General features: G+C 69.3%; 12 protein-coding genes, 2 rRNA genes and 1 pseudogene (1 of these 15 running past the window's edge). 13 read left to right on the top strand and 2 right to left on the bottom strand.

Annotated elements, in window-relative coordinates:
- The 4 genes and pseudogenes from OG452_RS28390 to OG452_RS28405 form a co-directional block, all read left to right on the top strand.
- Window positions 1–2,888, top strand: a 23S ribosomal RNA gene (locus OG452_RS28390) (it extends 237 nt beyond the left edge of the window).
- A gap of 111 nt (window positions 2,889–2,999) precedes the next feature.
- Window positions 3,000–3,116, top strand: a 5S ribosomal RNA gene (gene rrf / locus OG452_RS28395).
- Window positions 3,117–3,707: 591 nt separating this feature from the next.
- A pseudogene (locus tag OG452_RS35495) lies at window positions 3,708–4,478 on the top strand (hypothetical protein); the annotation flags it as partial.
- Between the two features lie 156 nt (window positions 4,479–4,634).
- Complete coding sequence (locus tag OG452_RS28405) at window positions 4,635–5,348, top strand: tetratricopeptide repeat protein (RefSeq protein ID WP_327298409.1); 714 nt, start codon at window positions 4,635–4,637, stop codon at window positions 5,346–5,348.
- 96 nt (window positions 5,349–5,444) lie between these two features.
- Here the strand turns inward: OG452_RS28405 and OG452_RS28410 are convergent, their stop codons facing one another.
- Window positions 5,445–6,740 carry a DUF1015 domain-containing protein gene (locus OG452_RS28410; RefSeq protein ID WP_327298410.1) on the bottom strand — a complete coding sequence of 432 codons (1,296 nt, stop codon included), beginning with the start codon at window positions 6,738–6,740 and terminating at the stop codon, window positions 5,445–5,447.
- A gap of 66 nt (window positions 6,741–6,806) precedes the next feature.
- On the opposite strand from OG452_RS28410, the gene OG452_RS28415 reads away from it, so the two are divergent.
- From OG452_RS28415 to OG452_RS28430, 4 genes are all read left to right on the top strand, one after another.
- On the top strand, window positions 6,807–7,835 hold the full coding sequence (locus tag OG452_RS28415; protein ID WP_327298411.1) for an HAD hydrolase-like protein: 1,029 nt from the start codon (window positions 6,807–6,809) through the stop codon (window positions 7,833–7,835).
- Window positions 7,836–7,904: 69 nt separating this feature from the next.
- A complete protein-coding gene (locus OG452_RS28420) occupies window positions 7,905–8,951 on the top strand; it encodes a FecCD family ABC transporter permease (RefSeq protein ID WP_327298412.1) in 1,047 nt (348 codons plus the stop codon).
- Window positions 8,948–9,985, top strand: a complete 1,038-nt coding sequence (locus tag OG452_RS28425; protein ID WP_327298413.1) for a FecCD family ABC transporter permease — start codon at window positions 8,948–8,950, stop codon at window positions 9,983–9,985. Before OG452_RS28420 ends, OG452_RS28425 begins: the two co-directional genes overlap by 4 nt.
- 20 nt (window positions 9,986–10,005) lie before the next feature.
- On the top strand, window positions 10,006–10,821 hold the full coding sequence (locus OG452_RS28430) for an ABC transporter ATP-binding protein (protein WP_327298414.1): 816 nt from the start codon (window positions 10,006–10,008) through the stop codon (window positions 10,819–10,821).
- Here OG452_RS28430 and OG452_RS28435 read toward each other — a convergent pair.
- Window positions 10,805–11,152: an SCP2 sterol-binding domain-containing protein gene (locus tag OG452_RS28435; protein ID WP_327298415.1), complete on the bottom strand. Its 348-nt coding sequence runs from the start codon at window positions 11,150–11,152 to the stop codon at window positions 10,805–10,807. The two genes, OG452_RS28430 and OG452_RS28435, sit on opposite strands and share 17 nt — an antisense overlap.
- Window positions 11,153–11,194: 42 nt before the next feature.
- Between OG452_RS28435 and OG452_RS28440 the strand changes: the two genes are divergently transcribed.
- From OG452_RS28440 to OG452_RS28460, 5 genes are all read left to right on the top strand, one after another.
- Window positions 11,195–11,503: a hypothetical protein gene (locus OG452_RS28440; RefSeq protein WP_405560338.1), complete on the top strand. Its 309-nt coding sequence runs from the start codon at window positions 11,195–11,197 to the stop codon at window positions 11,501–11,503.
- A gap of 7 nt (window positions 11,504–11,510) precedes the next feature.
- Entirely contained in the window at window positions 11,511–12,326 is an 816-nt protein-coding gene (locus tag OG452_RS28445; protein ID WP_327298416.1) for a TlyA family RNA methyltransferase, read from the top strand.
- A 56-nt stretch (window positions 12,327–12,382) separates the two neighbouring features.
- On the top strand, window positions 12,383–13,330 hold the full coding sequence (locus OG452_RS28450) for an NAD kinase (protein ID WP_405565288.1): 948 nt from the start codon (window positions 12,383–12,385) through the stop codon (window positions 13,328–13,330).
- 66 nt (window positions 13,331–13,396) lie between these two features.
- Complete coding sequence (recN, locus tag OG452_RS28455; protein WP_327298417.1) at window positions 13,397–15,139, top strand: DNA repair protein RecN; 1,743 nt, start codon at window positions 13,397–13,399, stop codon at window positions 15,137–15,139.
- Window positions 15,140–15,263: 124 nt separating this feature from the next.
- A complete protein-coding gene (locus tag OG452_RS28460) occupies window positions 15,264–16,034 on the top strand; it encodes a hypothetical protein (protein ID WP_327298418.1) in 771 nt (256 codons plus the stop codon).
- The last annotated feature ends 51 nt before the right edge of the window (window positions 16,035–16,085 follow it).

Here is a 16,085-nt window from a genome sequence, read left to right on the forward strand (position 1 = left end):
TCCGGGAGTAGTGGCGAGCGAAACCGGATGAGGCCAAACCGTATGTGTGTGATACCCGGCAGGGGTTGCGCATGCGGGGTTGTGGGATTGCACTTCAATAGTCTGCCGGCTGTTGGGCAAGTCAGAAACCGTTGGTGTAGGCGAAGGACATGCGAAAGGTCCGGCGTAGAGGGTAAGACCCCCGTAGCTGAAACATCAACGGCTTGCTTGTGTGACTCCCAAGTAGCACGGGGCCCGAGAAATCCCGTGTGAATCTGGCGGGACCACCCGCTAAGCCTAAATATTCCCTGGTGACCGATAGCGGATAGTACCGTGAGGGAATGGTGAAAAGTACCGCGGGAGCGGAGTGAAATAGTACCTGAAACCGTGTGCCTACAAGCCGTGGGAGCGTCGCTGGCGGTACTTGTACTGTCAGTCGTGACTGCGTGCCTTTTGAAGAATGAGCCTGCGAGTTAGCGGTGTGTAGCGAGGTTAACCCGTGTGGGGAAGCCGTAGCGAAAGCGAGTCCTAATAGGGCGTTTGAGTTGCACGCTCTAGACCCGAAGCGGAGTGATCTAGCCATGGGCAGGTTGAAGCGGCTGTAAGAGGTCGTGGAGGACCGAACCCACCAGGGTTGAAAACCTGGGGGATGACCTGTGGTTAGGGGTGAAAGGCCAATCAAACTCCGTGATAGCTGGTTCTCCCCGAAATGCATTTAGGTGCAGCGTCGTGTGTTTCTTGCCGGAGGTAGAGCACTGGATAGGCGATGGGCCCTACCGGGTTACTGACCTTAGCCAAACTCCGAATGCCGGTAAGTGAGAGCGCGGCAGTGAGACTGTGGGGGATAAGCTCCATGGTCGAGAGGGAAACAGCCCAGAGCATCGACTAAGGCCCCTAAGCGTACGCTAAGTGGAAAAGGATGTGGAGTCGCAGAGACAACCAGGAGGTTGGCTTAGAAGCAGCCATCCTTGAAAGAGTGCGTAATAGCTCACTGGTCAAGTGATTCCGCGCCGACAATGTAGCGGGGCTCAAGCGTACCGCCGAAGTCGTGTCATTCCAGCATGTACCCCTAACGGGGGCTGGGATGGGTAGGGGAGCGTCGTGTGCCGGGTGAAGCAGCCGCGGAAGCGAGTTGTGGACGGTTCACGAGTGAGAATGCAGGCATGAGTAGCGATACACACGTGAGAAACGTGTGCGCCGATTGACTAAGGGTTCCTGGGTCAAGCTGATCTGCCCAGGGTAAGTCGGGACCTAAGGCGAGGCCGACAGGCGTAGTCGATGGACAACCGGTTGATATTCCGGTACCCGCTTTGAAACGCCCAGTACTGAGCCCATTGATGCTAAGGCCGTGAAGCCGTCCTGGAGCCTTCGGGCAAAGGGGAGTGGTGGAGCCGCTGAACCAAGGTGGTAGTAGGTAAGCGATGGGGTGACGCAGGAAGGTAGTCCAGCCCGGGCGGTGGTTGTCCCGGGGTAAGGGTGTAGCCCGTCATCCAGGTAAATCCGGATGGCATGGAGGGTGAGACCTGATGCCGAGCCGATTGTGGTGAAGTGGATGATCCTATGCTGTCGAGAAAAGCCTCTAGCGAGTTTCATGGCGGCCCGTACCCTAAACCGACTCAGGTGGTCAGGTAGAGAATACCGAGGCGTTCGGGTGAACTATGGTTAAGGAACTCGGCAAAATGCCCCCGTAACTTCGGGAGAAGGGGGGCCATTCCTGGTGATCCGATTTACTTGGTGAGCTGGGGGTGGCCGCAGAGACCAGCGAGAAGCGACTGTTTACTAAAAACACAGGTCCGTGCGAAGCCGTAAGGCGATGTATACGGACTGACGCCTGCCCGGTGCTGGAACGTTAAGGGGACCGGTTAGTGATCTTTCGGGGTTGCGAAGCTGAGAACTTAAGCGCCAGTAAACGGCGGTGGTAACTATAACCATCCTAAGGTAGCGAAATTCCTTGTCGGGTAAGTTCCGACCTGCACGAATGGCGTAACGACTTCTCGACTGTCTCAACCATAGGCCCGGTGAAATTGCACTACGAGTAAAGATGCTCGTTTCGCGCAGAAGGACGGAAAGACCCCGGGACCTTTACTACAGTTTGATATTGGTGTTCGGTTCGGCTTGTGTAGGATAGGTGGGAGACTGTGAAGCGGCCACGCCAGTGGTTGTGGAGTCGTCGTTGAAATACCACTCTGGTCGTGCTGGATGTCTAACCTCGGTCCGTGATCCGGATCAGGGACAGTGTCTGATGGGTAGTTTAACTGGGGCGGTTGCCTCCTAAAGAGTAACGGAGGCGCCCAAAGGTTCCCTCAGCCTGGTTGGCAATCAGGTGTTGAGTGTAAGTGCACAAGGGAGCTTGACTGTGAGACCGACGGGTCGAGCAGGGACGAAAGTCGGGACTAGTGATCCGGCAGTGGCTTGTGGAAGCGCTGTCGCTCAACGGATAAAAGGTACCCCGGGGATAACAGGCTGATCTTCCCCAAGAGTCCATATCGACGGGATGGTTTGGCACCTCGATGTCGGCTCGTCGCATCCTGGGGCTGGAGTCGGTCCCAAGGGTTGGGCTGTTCGCCCATTAAAGCGGTACGCGAGCTGGGTTTAGAACGTCGTGAGACAGTTCGGTCCCTATCCTCTGCGCGCGTAGGAATATTGAGAAGGGCTGTCCCTAGTACGAGAGGACCGGGACGGACGAACCTCTGGTGTGCCAGTTGTCCTGCCAAGGGCATGGCTGGTTGGCTACGTTCGGAAAGGATAACCGCTGAAAGCATCTAAGCGGGAAGCCTGCTTCGAGATGAGTATTCCCACCCCCTTTGAGGGGTTAAGGCTCCCAGTAGACGACTGGGTTGATAGGCCAGATGTGGAAGCCCGGTAACGGGTGGAGCTGACTGGTACTAATAGGCCGAGGGCTTGTCCTCAGTTGCTCGCGTCCACTGTGTTGTTCCCAGGCCACGAACTATCGTGCCGGCGGAACTTGTTTCACTTACTTAACTGAAGAGTGTGCTTGTTCGCTAGAGCCCAAATAGGGTTTCGGTGGTCATAGCGTTAGGGAAACGCCCGGTTACATTCCGAACCCGGAAGCTAAGCCTTTCAGCGCCGATGGTACTGCAGGGGGGACCCTGTGGGAGAGTAGGACGCCGCCGAACAATCTTTGAAGGACCTTTGGTCCCAGCGTTCAACGCTGGGACCAAAGGTCCTTTTTTTATTTCCCGAAGCGCATCGGATCGCCGACTGCGTGAGAATGACTGCGGTACCCGAAGACAGGAGCCCCACCCATGTCCACCAACTCTCCCGACGACCGACCGGAGCGCGAGCCGCGTCGCCGGGACAGCGGTGACCAGGGCGGATTCCGCAGTGGTCGTGACAATCGGTCCAGTGGTCCGAGCCGGGACAACAACGACCGTGGTGGCTTCCGTCGTGACGACAACCGCGGTGGCAGCAGTGGCAGTCGAGGCAGTGGCGCCGGTGCTGGTGGATTCCGTGGTGGTCGTGACGACCGCTCCTCCAGTGGCCCGCGCCGGGACGACCGTGGCGGGCGCCCGGCGGGTGGCGGTTTCCGTGGTGGTCGTGATGACCGGCCGTCGGGTCCCCGTCGTGATGACGACCGGGGTGGACGACCCGGCAGCGCCGGTGGATACCGCGGTGGCCAGCGTGACGACCGTGGCGGCCGCCCTTCCAGTGGTGACCGTGGTGGGCGTCCGGGCGGCAGCGGCGGTGGGTTCGCCCGCCGTGATGACCGGCCGTCCTTCCGTCGTGACGACAGTCGTGGTGCCCGCCGTGACGATCGTCGTGACGACAGTCGTGGTGGGCGTCCCAGCAGTGGTGGCGGTTTTGAGCGCCGCGACGACCGGGGCGGTGACCGTGGTGGGCGCCCCTCCGGCGGTGACCGCGGTGGGTTCCGCGGCGGTCGCGACGACCGTTCCTTCGGCGCCCCGCGCCGTGATGACCGCTCTTCCGGTGGCCCGCGTCGGGACGATGAGCGGGGCGGTGGCTTCCGCCGTGACGACCGCTCCAGCGGTGGCGGGTACGGCCGGCGCGACGACCGGGGCAGCGACCGTGGTGGGTTCCGCGGCGGCCGTGATGACCGGCCGTCCGGTGGTCCGCGCCGTGACGACGACCGTGGTGGGCGTCCGGGCGGCAGCGGTGGCGGGTTCCGTCGTGATGACCGGCCGTCCTTCCGTCGTGACGACAGTCGTGGTGACCGCCGTGACGATCGTCGTGACGACAGCCGTGGGCGTCCCAGCAGTGGTGGCGGTTTTGAGCGCCGCGACGACCGGGGCGGTGACCGTGGTGGCCGTCCCTCCGGCGGTGACCGCGGTGGGTTCCGCGGCGGCCGTGACGACCGTTCCTCCGGCGCCCCGCGCCGTGATGATGAGCGGGGTGGCGGTTTCCGCCGTGACGACCGTCCCAGCGGTGTCGGGTACGGTCGGCGCGACGACCGGGGCGGTGACCGCGGTGGCCGCCCCTCCGGCGGTGACCGTGGCGGGTTCCGCGGCGGCCGTGACGACCGGGACCGCGGTGGATACCGCGGTGGTCAGCGTGACGAGCGCGGGGGCGGATTCCAGCGTGACGACCGTGACCGGGACCGCGAGCCCGTCAAGCGGCTTCCCATTCCTGAGGATGTCACCGGCCAGGAGATCGACAAGGACGTACGGCAGGAGCTCATGAGCCTGCCCAAGACCCTCGCCGAGGATGTCGCCAAGAACCTGGTGATGGTCGCCCGGCTGATCGACGAGGACCCCGACGAGGCGTACGAGTACTCGCGTATCGCTCTTCGGCTGGCCTCCCGGGTCGCCGCTGTGCGTGAGGCGGCCGGGTTCGCCGCGTACGCGACGCAGAAGTACACGGAGGCACTCGCCGAGTTCCGCGCCACGAAGCGGATGACCGGCACGGTCGACCTCTGGCCCGTCATGGCTGACTGCGAGCGCGGTCTGGGCCGGCCCGAGCGGGCGATGGCGATGGCCGGAGAGCCCGAGGTGCAGAGGCTCGACAAGGCCGGACAGGTCGAGATGCGACTGGTCGCCGCCGGTGCGCGCCGCGACATGGGGCAGATCGACGCGGCGATCGTCACGCTGCAGAGCCCGGAGCTGGCGTCCAACTCCGTACAGCCGTGGACCGCGCGGCTGCGCTACGCGTACGCCGACGCGCTCCTCGCCGCGGGGCGCGAGGACGAGGCGCGTGAGTGGTTCGCCAAGACCATCGAGTCCGACAAGGACGGCTCGACGGACGCCTCGGACCGGCTCGCCGAGCTGGAGGGCGTCGAGTTCGTCGACGTCGAGGACGAGTCGGACGACGACTCACACGAGTCCGGAGAGCACCGGGGCGAAGTGCCGGACCGGGGCGCGGGCGATCGCAGCACGGACGACGACCGGGACTGACCCCGCAAGCCGGTTCTGGCCGGTCAACGAGAAGGGCCGTACCCCGGGAAAGCCGGGGTACGGTCCTTCTTCGCGTGGGGCGGGCTCCGTGCGGTCTCAGTCGATGGTGAGGCTGCGCAGCACCAGCCCGGTCGCCGGTTTCGGGCCGAACGACGTCGACTTGCGCGGCATCGTCACTCCTTGGCGGGCCAGCTCCCGGACGACCTCCTCGCGTACCGGATGCATCAGGACTGCTGTGCCGCCATGCCGCTCCGCCTGTTCGACGGCCGCGTCCGTGGCGTGGATGTACGCGATGTGCTCAGGCGCGTCGGGGACCGACCAGACCTTGTCCAGCAGCGTGTGGTGCAGGACGGTCGCGTCGAGGGTCTGCCAGGCCGCGGGATGGTCCGTGGGGACCGTACGGGCCAGCAGTTCCTCCGACGGACGGTCGATGAGATGGAACCGGCCGTCTCCGGCGAGCAGGAAGGTGTTGCCCTCGGCCGCCGCGTCGGTGAGGGCGGCCAGAGCCTCCGGGAGCGCGTCGATAGTGCGGACCTGGAAGGCGCCGTCGAGTGCCGTCAGCGCCTCGTGGACCGGCAGCCGGCGCAGTACCCGGTGGATCGCCCGGACCTGGAGCGGATAGTGGACCGTGTCGATGAGGAGTACCAGGCCGTACCCCCATGGGCCAGGCCCCGGATGTTCGCCGCGCAGCCGGAGATATGTCGCCCACCGGTGGTGCCCGTCGGCGATCAGTGCCTGGCGGTCGGCCAGGTCCGCCTGCGCCTCCGTGATCTCCGCCGGGTCGGTGACGGCCCACAGCCGGTGGCTGAAGCCGTCCTCGGTGGTCGTCGCGAGCAGAGGAGGGCCGGTTATGGTCCGTTCGATGACAGCCCCCGCGCCCGCTGTGTCCGCTGTCCCCGTCGCGCCGCCGCCGCTGCGGTAGGTGAGCAGGAGCGGCTCGAAGTTGACGGCTGTGGTCCGCATCAGCGCCGCCCGGTCCGCGACGATGTCGGCCATCACATCCTCGTGCGGAAGGACCACGCCCTCCTCGGGTGTGGAGAGGGCCAGCGCGCCGATGAGACCGCGCTGGAGCACAGCGCCCTTGCGCTGCTCGTACACATACAGGGCGGCCTCGGGGTCGGCGGCCAGGATGCCGTCGCTGAGCCAGTCCGAGAGGGTCGCCGCGGCCTTCTCGTTGCGGGCGGCCGGAGTGTCGGCCTGCGGCAGGATCAGCCGCACGATGTTGTGCGGATCGGCGGACTCCAGGTGCAGCAGCCCGTCCGGCCTGACGACGACGTCGTACGGCGGAGACGTGACCGCTGCGAGGCTGCCGATGCGTTCGGGAACGTAGCGCACTCCTCGGAAAGGGAAAAGACGCAGCCCGTTGTCCGCATGCCGACTACTTGAAGTCATTGGTGCATGGTATGTGGGGATCCGTCATACGGGATGATCGGGAGAGAACAGCTATCGAGGAGTGCGATGACCCGGCAGACCAGGACCAGCCCCGACGGTATGAGGACAGCGCTGAGTGAGACCTACGACACAGCCCTGCTCGATCTGGACGGGGTGGTGTACGCGGGGGGTGCGGCGATCGTCCACGCTGTCGCCTCACTCGGGACCGCGCGGGACGGCGGGATGCACCTCGCGTATGTCACCAACAACGCGCTGCGGACGCCGGATGCGGTGGCACTGCACCTCACCGAGCTGGGGGTCCCCGCCGAGGCCGCCGATGTCATCACCTCGGCCCAGGCGGTGTCCCGGCTGATCGCCGATCAGGTCCCGCGAGGAGCCAGGGTGCTGGTCGTCGGCGGTGAGGGGCTGCGGGTCGCGCTGCGCGAACGCGGTCTGGAACCGGTGGACTCCGCCGAGGACTCCCCGGTGGCGGTGGCCCAGGGGTACGGCGGTCCCGATATGGCCTGGGCGCGGCTGGCCGAGGCCGGGTACGCGATCAACAGCGGTCTGCCATGGTTCGTTTCCAATACGGATCTGACCATTCCCAGCGCCCGGGGGATCGCCCCCGGAAACGGCGCCGCGGTCGAGGTCGTCCGGATCGCCACCGGGGCCGAGCCGCAGGTGGCCGGGAAGCCGCTGCCCCCCATGCACCGGGAGACCGTACTGCGGACCGGAGCCCAGCGGCCGCTGGTCGTCGGGGACCGGCTGGACACCGACATCGAGGGCGCGTTCAACGGCGGCGTGGACTCGCTGCTCGTACTGACCGGGGTGACGGACGCGGCGCAGCTGCTGGCCGCGCCGCCCGAGCACCGGCCGAACTATGTGGACGCGGATCTGCGCGGGTTGCTCACCGGCCAGCCCGAAGTGACAGGCGAGGGCGGTGCGTTCAGCTGCGGCGGCTGGACCGCGTCGGTGCGGGACGGGGAGCTGGCCGTGGACGGTGAAGGGGGTGCGCTGGACGGGCTGCGGGCGCTGTGCGCAGCGGCCTGGACAGAGGCGGGCGACGGTACGTACGGTCTGGACGCGGGCAAGGTGATCTCCCGCATCGGGCTCTGAACGCCCGACGGCGCCCGCTCCCCGGCGCCTCCCGGTCGAGGGATTGCCAGGGTAGGCTAACCTAACCTCGTGTTGGTCGAGAGTCCCTCCAGACAGAGCGCGGAACAAGCTCCCGCGCCCCCCAAGCGCAACTCGGCGCGCGCCGCCGGGCTGCTGCTGTCGCTCGGATTGCTGCTCCTGGTCGTCGTAGCGAGCATCGCGCTCGGAGCCAAGGCGATGCCGCTCGGCGATGTGTGGCACGGCCTGGCGCACAGTTCGGGCACCGCCGACGACGTTCTGATCCGGGACGTGCGCATACCGCGCACCCTGCTGGGGGTCCTCGTCGGAGCCGCGCTCGGGGTCGCGGGAGCGGTGATGCAGGCGCTCACCCGCAATCCGCTCGCCGAGCCCGGCATCCTCGGTGTCAACGCGGGTGCCTCAGCCGCCGTGGTCTCCGCGATGAGCTTTCTCGGCGTCAGCTCCTTCACCGGCTATGTGTGGTTCGCGTTCGCGGGCGCCGCGGTGGTCTCGGTGCTCGTCTACGTACTGAGCGGGAGCCGTGGCGCCACCCCGGTACGGCTCGCGCTCGCCGGCACGGCCGCCACGTACGCGATGTTCGGATACGTCAACGCCGTGGAGCTGCTGAACTCGGCCGCGCTGGACAAGATGCGCTTCTGGACGGTCGGTTCGCTCGCGTCGGCGACGTCCGGGACGGTCTCGCAGGTGTGGCCGTTCGTGGCGGCCGGTCTGCTGGTCGCGCTGCTGCTCGGCCGCCCCCTCAACGCCATGGCCCTCGGCGATGACACGGCCAGGTCGCTCGGCACGCGTCTGACGCGCACCCGGGTGCTCGCGATGACCGCCGTCACCCTGCTCTGCGGTTCGGCGACCGCCGCCTGCGGGCCGATCGTCTTCATCGGGCTGATGGTTCCGCACATCGTCCGGGCCGTCACCGGGCCCGACATGCGCTGGACGCTGCCGTACGCGGCGGTCCTCTCGCCCGTCCTGCTGCTGGGCGCCGACGTCGTCGGCCGGATCGTCGCCCGGCCCGCCGAACTCCAGGTCGGCATCGTGACCGCGCTCATCGGGGGCCCCATCTTCATCTTTCTCGTACGCCGCCGGAGGATGACGCAGCTGTGAAAGCGATCCACGCGATACGGACCCCGGGCGGGCTCTCCCTGCGGGTCGAGGTCAGGACCGCGGTCGTCGTCGTACTGCTGGCCGTGGTCGCCCTCGCGGCGGCCGTCGTGCTCATCGGGAGCGGCGACTACCCGATCGCACCCGCGGACGTGGTCCGGACCCTGCTGGGCAGCGGCACCACCGCCCAGGAGTTCATCGTCAACGACCTGCGGCTGCCGAGAGCGCTCGTCGGCCTCCTCGTGGGGGCGGCGCTGGGCGTCGGGGGAGCGGTCTTCCAGTCCATCTCCCGTAATCCGCTGGGCAGTCCGGACGTGATCGGCTTCGGGCAGGGGGCCAGTGTCGGCGCGCTCGCGGTGATCGTGCTGTTCCACGGCGGGGCGACCGCGGTGGCCGGCGGGGCGATCGCCGGCGGTCTGGCCACCGGCATCGCCGTGTACACGCTGGCGTGGAAGCGCGGTGTGCACGGCTACCGGCTGGTCCTCGTCGGCATCGGCGCAGCCGCCATGCTCACCGCCTGCAACAGCTATCTGATCACCAAGGCCAATCTGGCCGACGCGACCCGCGCCGTCGTCTGGATGACCGGCTCGCTCGACGGCCGCGACTGGTCGCAGGTCTGGCCGCTGCTGGTCGCCTGTGTGGTCCTGATGCCGGTCGTCCTGGGGTACGGGCGCAACCTCAGGATGCTGGAGATGGGCGACGACGCCGCGTACGCCCTGGGCGTACGGGTCGAGCGGACCAGGCTGGTCCTGATGCTGGCCGCGGTCCTGCTCACCGCGGTGGCCACCGCGGCAGCGGGGCCGATCGCCTTCGTGGCGCTCAGCGCGCCCCAGCTGGCCCGGCGGCTGACCCGCTCACCCGGCGCCAACCTCGTCCCGTCGGCCCTCATGGGCGCGGCCCTGCTGGTGGTCGCCGACTGGATCGCCCAGCGGGCCTTCGGGGACCGGCAACTGCCGGTGGGAGTCGTGACGGGGGTGCTCGGCGGCTGCTATCTGCTGTGGCTGCTGGTCTCCGAACGCAAGGCAGGACGGATCTGATGACAACCAGGAGCACCCCCATGCAGCGACTCACCGCCGAATCGGTCACCCTCGGCTACGAGCAGCGGGTCATCGCCGAGAACCTCTCGGTCGAGATCCCCGACAACTCCTTTTCCGTCATCGTCGGACCCAACGCCTGCGGCAAGTCGACGCTGCTGCGCGCCCTGTCGCGCATGCTGAAGCCCTCGCAGGGGCGGGTACTCCTCGACGGGCAGGCGATCGGTTCGATGCCGGCCAAGAAGGTGGCCAGGACGCTGGGGCTCCTTCCGCAGTCCTCCATCGCCCCCGACGGCATCACGGTCGCCGACCTGGTGGCCCGCGGCCGCTACCCGCACCAGGGCCTGCTGCGCCAGTGGTCGCCCGAGGACGAGCGCATCGTCGATGAGGCGATGGCCGCCACGCGGATCGGCGAGCTCGGCGACCGCTATGTGGACGAGCTCTCCGGCGGCCAGCGCCAGCGCGTGTGGATCGCGATGGCGCTCGCCCAGCAGACCCCGCTGCTGCTCCTCGACGAGCCGACCACCTTCCTCGACATCCAGCACCAGATCGACGTACTCGACCTCTGCGCCGAACTGCACGAGACGCAGGGGCGCACGCTGGTGGCCGTACTGCACGACCTCAACCACGCCGCGCGCTACGCGACCCACCTCATCGCCATGCGGGACGGCGAGATCGTCGCCGAGGGACCGCCCGCCGACGTGGTCACGGCCGCTCTTGTGGAGAAGGTGTTCGGGCTGCGCTGCCAGATCATCGACGACCCCGAGTCGGGGACACCGCTGGTGGTGCCCGCCGGGCGCCGGGCGCGTGCCGCGGGGGCGGCTACAGCAGTGTCCTGAGGCGCAGCAGGTCGCGGAAGCCCGCTTCGAGCCGAACCCGGCCCGAGCCCCAGGCCTTCGCGAAGTTCAGCTCGCCCGCGACCAGGGCCACCAGGTCGTCGCCCTTCATCGCGAGCCGGATCTCCGCCTTCGCGGGCGGCGGCCCTTCGACGGTGTCGAGCACCTGGATCCGGCCATCCACCAGACGCCCGGTGAAGGTGATGTCCAGGTCGGTGATGTGGCAGCTCAGCGAGCGGTCCAGTGCCGCCGCGCTGCGTACCCGGCTGTTCGCCTCTGTCATGTTGTCCGAGAGCCTGTCGAGGGCGCTGCGGCACTCTTCTGTCGTCGCCATCGTGATCGACCGTACCGCAGCGCTTCGGGGTAGCGTCTGGGCATGAGTGACGCGATGCCGGAGCCCTCCGGGGCGCAGACCGGGAGCCAGGACGGTACGGAACATGCCCCGGCGCCGCTGGGAGTCGTCCGCACGCCCACCGGGAACGACGGGGTGGACCGGGTGCTCGGCCGGCTGGCCGACGCCGACCACCTCGCTGCCGACGGACATGTCGAGGTGTACGAAGATGTACACCGTGGGCTGCGTGAGGCGCTGGACGCGCTGGACGCACCGCCCGGACCTCCGGTCCCGGCCCGTGGCCCCGCCCCTCACGACGTCCTTCATAACGTCCCTCACAACAGCAGGAGCTGAACCGAACGTGGCAGGAGTGGCACGCCGGCGTCTCGACGCCGAGCTGGTCCGCCGGAGTCTCGCCCGCTCGCGGGAGCACGCGAGCCAGCTGATCGCGGCAGGGCGGGTGACCGTCAAGGGCGCCACCGCGACCAAGGCGGCCACCCAGGTCGAGACGAGCGCCGCCGTCGTCGTACGCAAGGACGACACGGACCCCGACTACGTCTCGCGCGGCGGGCACAAGCTCGCGGGCGCATTCGCGGCCTTCACACCGCTCGGCCTGCGCGTCGAGGGGCGGCGGGCGCTGGACGCGGGCGCGTCGACCGGCGGCTTCACCGACGTCCTGCTGCGGGCGGGCGCCGCACAGGTCGTCGCGGTGGACGTCGGGTACGGGCAGCTCGCCTGGTCGCTGCAGAGCGATGACCGCGTCACCGTCAAGGACCGTACGAACGTACGCGAGTTGACGCTGGAGGACATCGGCGGAACACCCGTGGACCTGGTGGTCGGAGACCTCTCGTTCATCGCGCTGGGTCTGGTGCTGCCCGCTCTCGCGCGGTGCGCGGGGCCCGGCGCCGACCTGGTGCTCATGGTCAAACCGCAGTTCGAGATCGGCAAGGACCGGCTGGGCAGCGGAGGCGTGGTCCGCAGCCCCCAGCTGCGGGCGGAGACCGTGCGGACCGTGGCCGGGCAGGCGGCCGGGCTCGGACTCGGCGTACGGGGTGTCACCGCCAGTCCGCTGCCGGGGCCATCGGGAAACGTCGAGTACTTTCTGTGGCTGCGGGCCGACGCGCCCGCGCTCGATCCGGCGGATGTGGAGCGTGCAGTGGCGGAGGGGCCGCAGTGACGGAAACAGCATCACCAACGGCAGTCGGCTCAGCGGCACGGCCGGTGGCACCGGCCGTGGCGGCGGGACCGGCAGTGGAAGGGGCGGCGGAACCCGCGGCGCCGCCCCCTGCGGACCGTACGGTCTTCCTGCTCGCGCACACCGGGCGGCCCGCCGCCATCCGCAGCGCCGAGCGCGTTGTGGAGGGCCTGCTGAAGAACGGCCTGCGCGTCCGGGTCCTGGCGGCGGAGGCGGCCGACCTGCCGGTGCCGCCCTCGGTCGAACTCGTCGCCGAGGCGACACCCGCCTGCCTGGACGGCTGTGAGCTGCTGATCGTTCTCGGCGGCGACGGAACGCTGCTGCGCGGTGCCGAGTTCGCCCGCGCGTCCGGGGTGCCGATGCTCGGCGTCAACCTCGGCAGGGTCGGCTTCCTCGCCGAGGCCGAGCGCGACGACCTCGACAAGGTCGTCGACCGGGTGGTCACCCGTTCGTACGAGGTCGAGGAGCGGATGACCGTCGACGTCCTCGTGCACAACAACGGCGACATCGTGCACCGGGACTGGGCGCTCAACGAGGCCGCGGTGCAGAAGACCGAGCCCGAACGGATGCTGGAGGTCGTCCTGGAGATCGACGGCCGTCCGGTCACCGGCTTCGGCTGCGACGGCGTCGTCTGTGCGACCCCGACCGGTTCGACCGCGTACGCCTTCTCGGCCGGCGGGCCGGTGATCTGGCCGGAGGTGGAGGCGCTGCTGATGGTCCCCATCGGCGCACACGCGCTGTTCGCCAAGCCGCTGGTGACCTCGCCCGCCTCCGTCCTCGCGGTCGAGGTACAGCCGCACACCCCGCAAGGCGTCCTGTGGTGTGACGGGCGCCGCTGGGTGGGGCTGCCCGCGGGGGCCCGGGTCGAGGTCCGCCGGGGGGCCGTGCCCGTACGGCTGGCGCGGCTGCACCACGCGTCGTTCACCGACCGCCTGGTGGCCAAGTTCGCACTGCCCGTGGCGGGCTGGCGCGGCGCTCCGCACTGAGCTCCCGACCCCCGGCCGGTGACCTCTCCGGCCGGGGCACGTCGCACGGGGCCCGGGAAACCTCGTATGGTCGTGTGCGTGTTGGAGGAGATGCGGATACGGTCGCTCGGAGTCATCGACGACGCCGTGGTGGAGCTTTCACCCGGTTTCACCGCGGTGACGGGTGAGACGGGCGCGGGCAAGACCATGGTCGTGACCAGCCTCGGGCTGCTGCTCGGCGGGCGCGCCGACGCCGCGCTGGTGCGGCTCGGTGCCAAGTCGGCGATGGTCGAAGGGCGGATCACGCTGCCCGCGGGCTCGCCGGCCGCGGTACGGGCCGAGGAAGCGGGCGCCGAACTCGACGAGGGCGCGCTGCTCATCAGCCGGACGGTCTCGGCCGAAGGGCGCTCACGGGCCCACATCGGCGGACGTTCCGTACCGGTCGGGCTGCTCGCCGAGATCGCCGACGAACTGGTCGCCGTGCACGGGCAGACCGACCAGCAGGGGCTGCTGCGCCCGGCCAGGCAGCGCCAGGCCCTCGACCGGTACGCCGGTGAGGCGGTGGGGGGCCCGCACACCAAGTACGCGGCTGCCTACAAGCGGCTGCGTGCCGTCGCCGCCGAGCTGGACGAACTGACCACCCGGGCGCGGGAACGGGCCCAGGAGGCCGACCTGCTCCGTTTCGGGCTCGACGAGATCGCCGCGGTCGAGCCGCTGCCCGGCGAGGACGCCGAACTCGCAGCCGAGGCCGAGCGGCTGGGCCACGCCGAAGCGCTCGCGTCCGCCGCGTCCGCGGCGCACACCGCGCTCGTCGGCAACCCGGAGGACCCCGAAGGGATCGACGCGACGACCCTGGTCGGCGGGTCGGGGCGGGCGCTCGACGCGGTACGCAGCCACGACCCGGCGCTGGCCGCGCTCGCCGAACGGATCGGCGAGATCGGCATCCTGCTCGCCGACGTGTCGGGGGAGCTGGCCGGTTACGCGGACAACCTCGACGCCGATCCGTTGCGGCTCGCCGCCGTGGAGGAGCGCAGGGCCGCGCTGACCCAGCTGACACGCAAGTACGGCGAGGACATCGCGGCCGTACTGGCCTGGGCCGAGGAGGGCGCGGCCCGCCTCACCGAGCTGGAGGGCGACGACGACCGGATCGGCGAACTGACGGCGGAGCACGAGGCGCTGCGCTCGGAGCTGTCCGGCCTCGCGCAGACGCTCACCGACGCGCGTACGGAGGCGGCCGAACGCTTCGCCGGCGCCGTCACCGCCGAACTCGCCTCGCTCGCCATGCCGCACGCCCGGGTGACGATCGACATCCGGCAGACCGACGACCCCGCAGGAGTGGAGGTCGGCGGGCGGACCGTCGCCTACGGCCCGCTCGGCGCCGACGAGGTGGAACTGCTGCTCGCCCCGCACCCCGGGGCGGCCGCCCGGCCCATCTCCAAGGGGGCGTCGGGCGGTGAGCTCTCCCGGGTGATGCTCGCGGTCGAGGTCGTCTTCGCGGGATCCGATCCCGTACCGACGTATCTCTTCGACGAGGTCGACGCCGGGGTCGGCGGCAAGGCCGCCGTCGAGGTGGGCCGGCGGCTCGCCAGGCTCGCCAGGTCCGCGCAGGTCGTGGTCGTGACCCATCTGCCGCAGGTGGCCGCATTCGCCGACCGGCAGCTGCTCGTCGAGAAGACCAACGACGGTTCGGTGACCAGCAGCGGCGTCACGGTCCTGGAGGGCGAGGACCGGGTACGGGAGCTGTCACGGATGCTCGCGGGCCAGGAGGACTCGGAGACGGCCCGGGCGCACGCGGAGGAACTGCTTGCCACGGCACGGGCGGACGGCTGAACGGACAGCGGGGCAGCGGGGGAGCAGGGAAGCAGACGGCCGGGCGGTGACCGTGATCGGCCGCTGCGGGGCCGGCCTCCCGCCCCCGACGAACGTTGCCTGCCGCGGCACTAGGCTGGACCGCATGACCAGACACGGCGCCCGGACCACCGCACTCCTCGCCTCGTTCGGCGCGACCCGCGCCGCCGCGACGGGGCTGCGCCGCCGGCTTCCGGGCGGCGCGGCGCGCTGGGAACGCACCAACTACGCCGAGCGCACGGTCGATCTCTGCGCCGGTCCTGCCACCACCGTCGGCGCGGCGCTCGGCGCGGTCGTCGGCACCCTTCCGCCCCGGCAGCGCGGGGCGGCAGCCCTGGCCGTGCTCACCGCCGGGGCCTGCGGGGCCTACGACGACACGGCCGGCGCGGGCGATCCGCGCCGCGGATTCCGTGCCCACCTCGGCGCGCTGAGCCGCGGTGAGATCACCAGCGGCACGGTGAAGCTCCTGGGCATCGGCGCGGCAGGTCTCGCCGTGGGCGCGATGCTCAAGGAGCGCCCGGCCGACCGGGTTCTCGCCGGGGTCGTCGTCGCGGGCGCCGCCCACTTCGTCAACCTGGTGGACATGCGCCCGGGGCGGGCCGCCGTCGCGGTGCTCGGTCTCGCGGCGCCCGGCCTGCTGCGGCGTGGCCCGGGCGGGGCGCTCGCCGCCGCACCGATCGGAGCCGCGGCCGCGGTCCTCATCGACGACCTGGCCGAACAGACCATGCTCGGCGACGCGGGAGCGCACGCGCTCGGTGCCGCCCTCGGCGTGGCGATCGTCGCGGGCAACGGGCGGGCCGGACTCGCCGCGCACGCGGCAGCGGTGGTCGCCGCCGCCGCGTACGGTGACAAGGTGAGCCGCGCGGCAGCCGGTTGAACCGCAGCTCACCCATGCGGGTGACAGCTCAGGCGCGTTGACGCGAGCGCA

It is taken from the genome of Streptomyces sp. NBC_01197, from assembly GCF_036010505.1.
Classification (GTDB): domain Bacteria; phylum Actinomycetota; class Actinomycetes; order Streptomycetales; family Streptomycetaceae; genus Streptomyces.

Bases quoted from the DNA above. Each gene is read 5' to 3' on its own strand.
- OG452_RS28405 (WP_327298409.1), top strand. From the start codon at position 4,635: ATGAGCCTGCCCAAGACCCTCGCCGAGGATGTCGCCAAGAACCTGGTG.
- OG452_RS28460 (WP_327298418.1), top strand. From the start codon at position 15,264: ATGACCAGACACGGCGCCCGGACCACCGCACTCCTCGCCTCGTTCGGC.
- OG452_RS28415 (WP_327298411.1), top strand. From the start codon at position 6,807: ATGACCCGGCAGACCAGGACCAGCCCCGACGGTATGAGGACAGCGCTG.
- OG452_RS28410 (WP_327298410.1), bottom strand. From the start codon at position 6,740: ATGACTTCAAGTAGTCGGCATGCGGACAACGGGCTGCGTCTTTTCCCT.
- OG452_RS28430 (WP_327298414.1), top strand. From the start codon at position 10,006: ATGCAGCGACTCACCGCCGAATCGGTCACCCTCGGCTACGAGCAGCGG.
- OG452_RS28435 (WP_327298415.1), bottom strand. From the start codon at position 11,152: ATGGCGACGACAGAAGAGTGCCGCAGCGCCCTCGACAGGCTCTCGGAC.
- OG452_RS28440 (WP_405560338.1), top strand. From the start codon at position 11,195: ATGAGTGACGCGATGCCGGAGCCCTCCGGGGCGCAGACCGGGAGCCAG.
- recN (WP_327298417.1), top strand. From the start codon at position 13,397: ATGGTCGTGTGCGTGTTGGAGGAGATGCGGATACGGTCGCTCGGAGTC.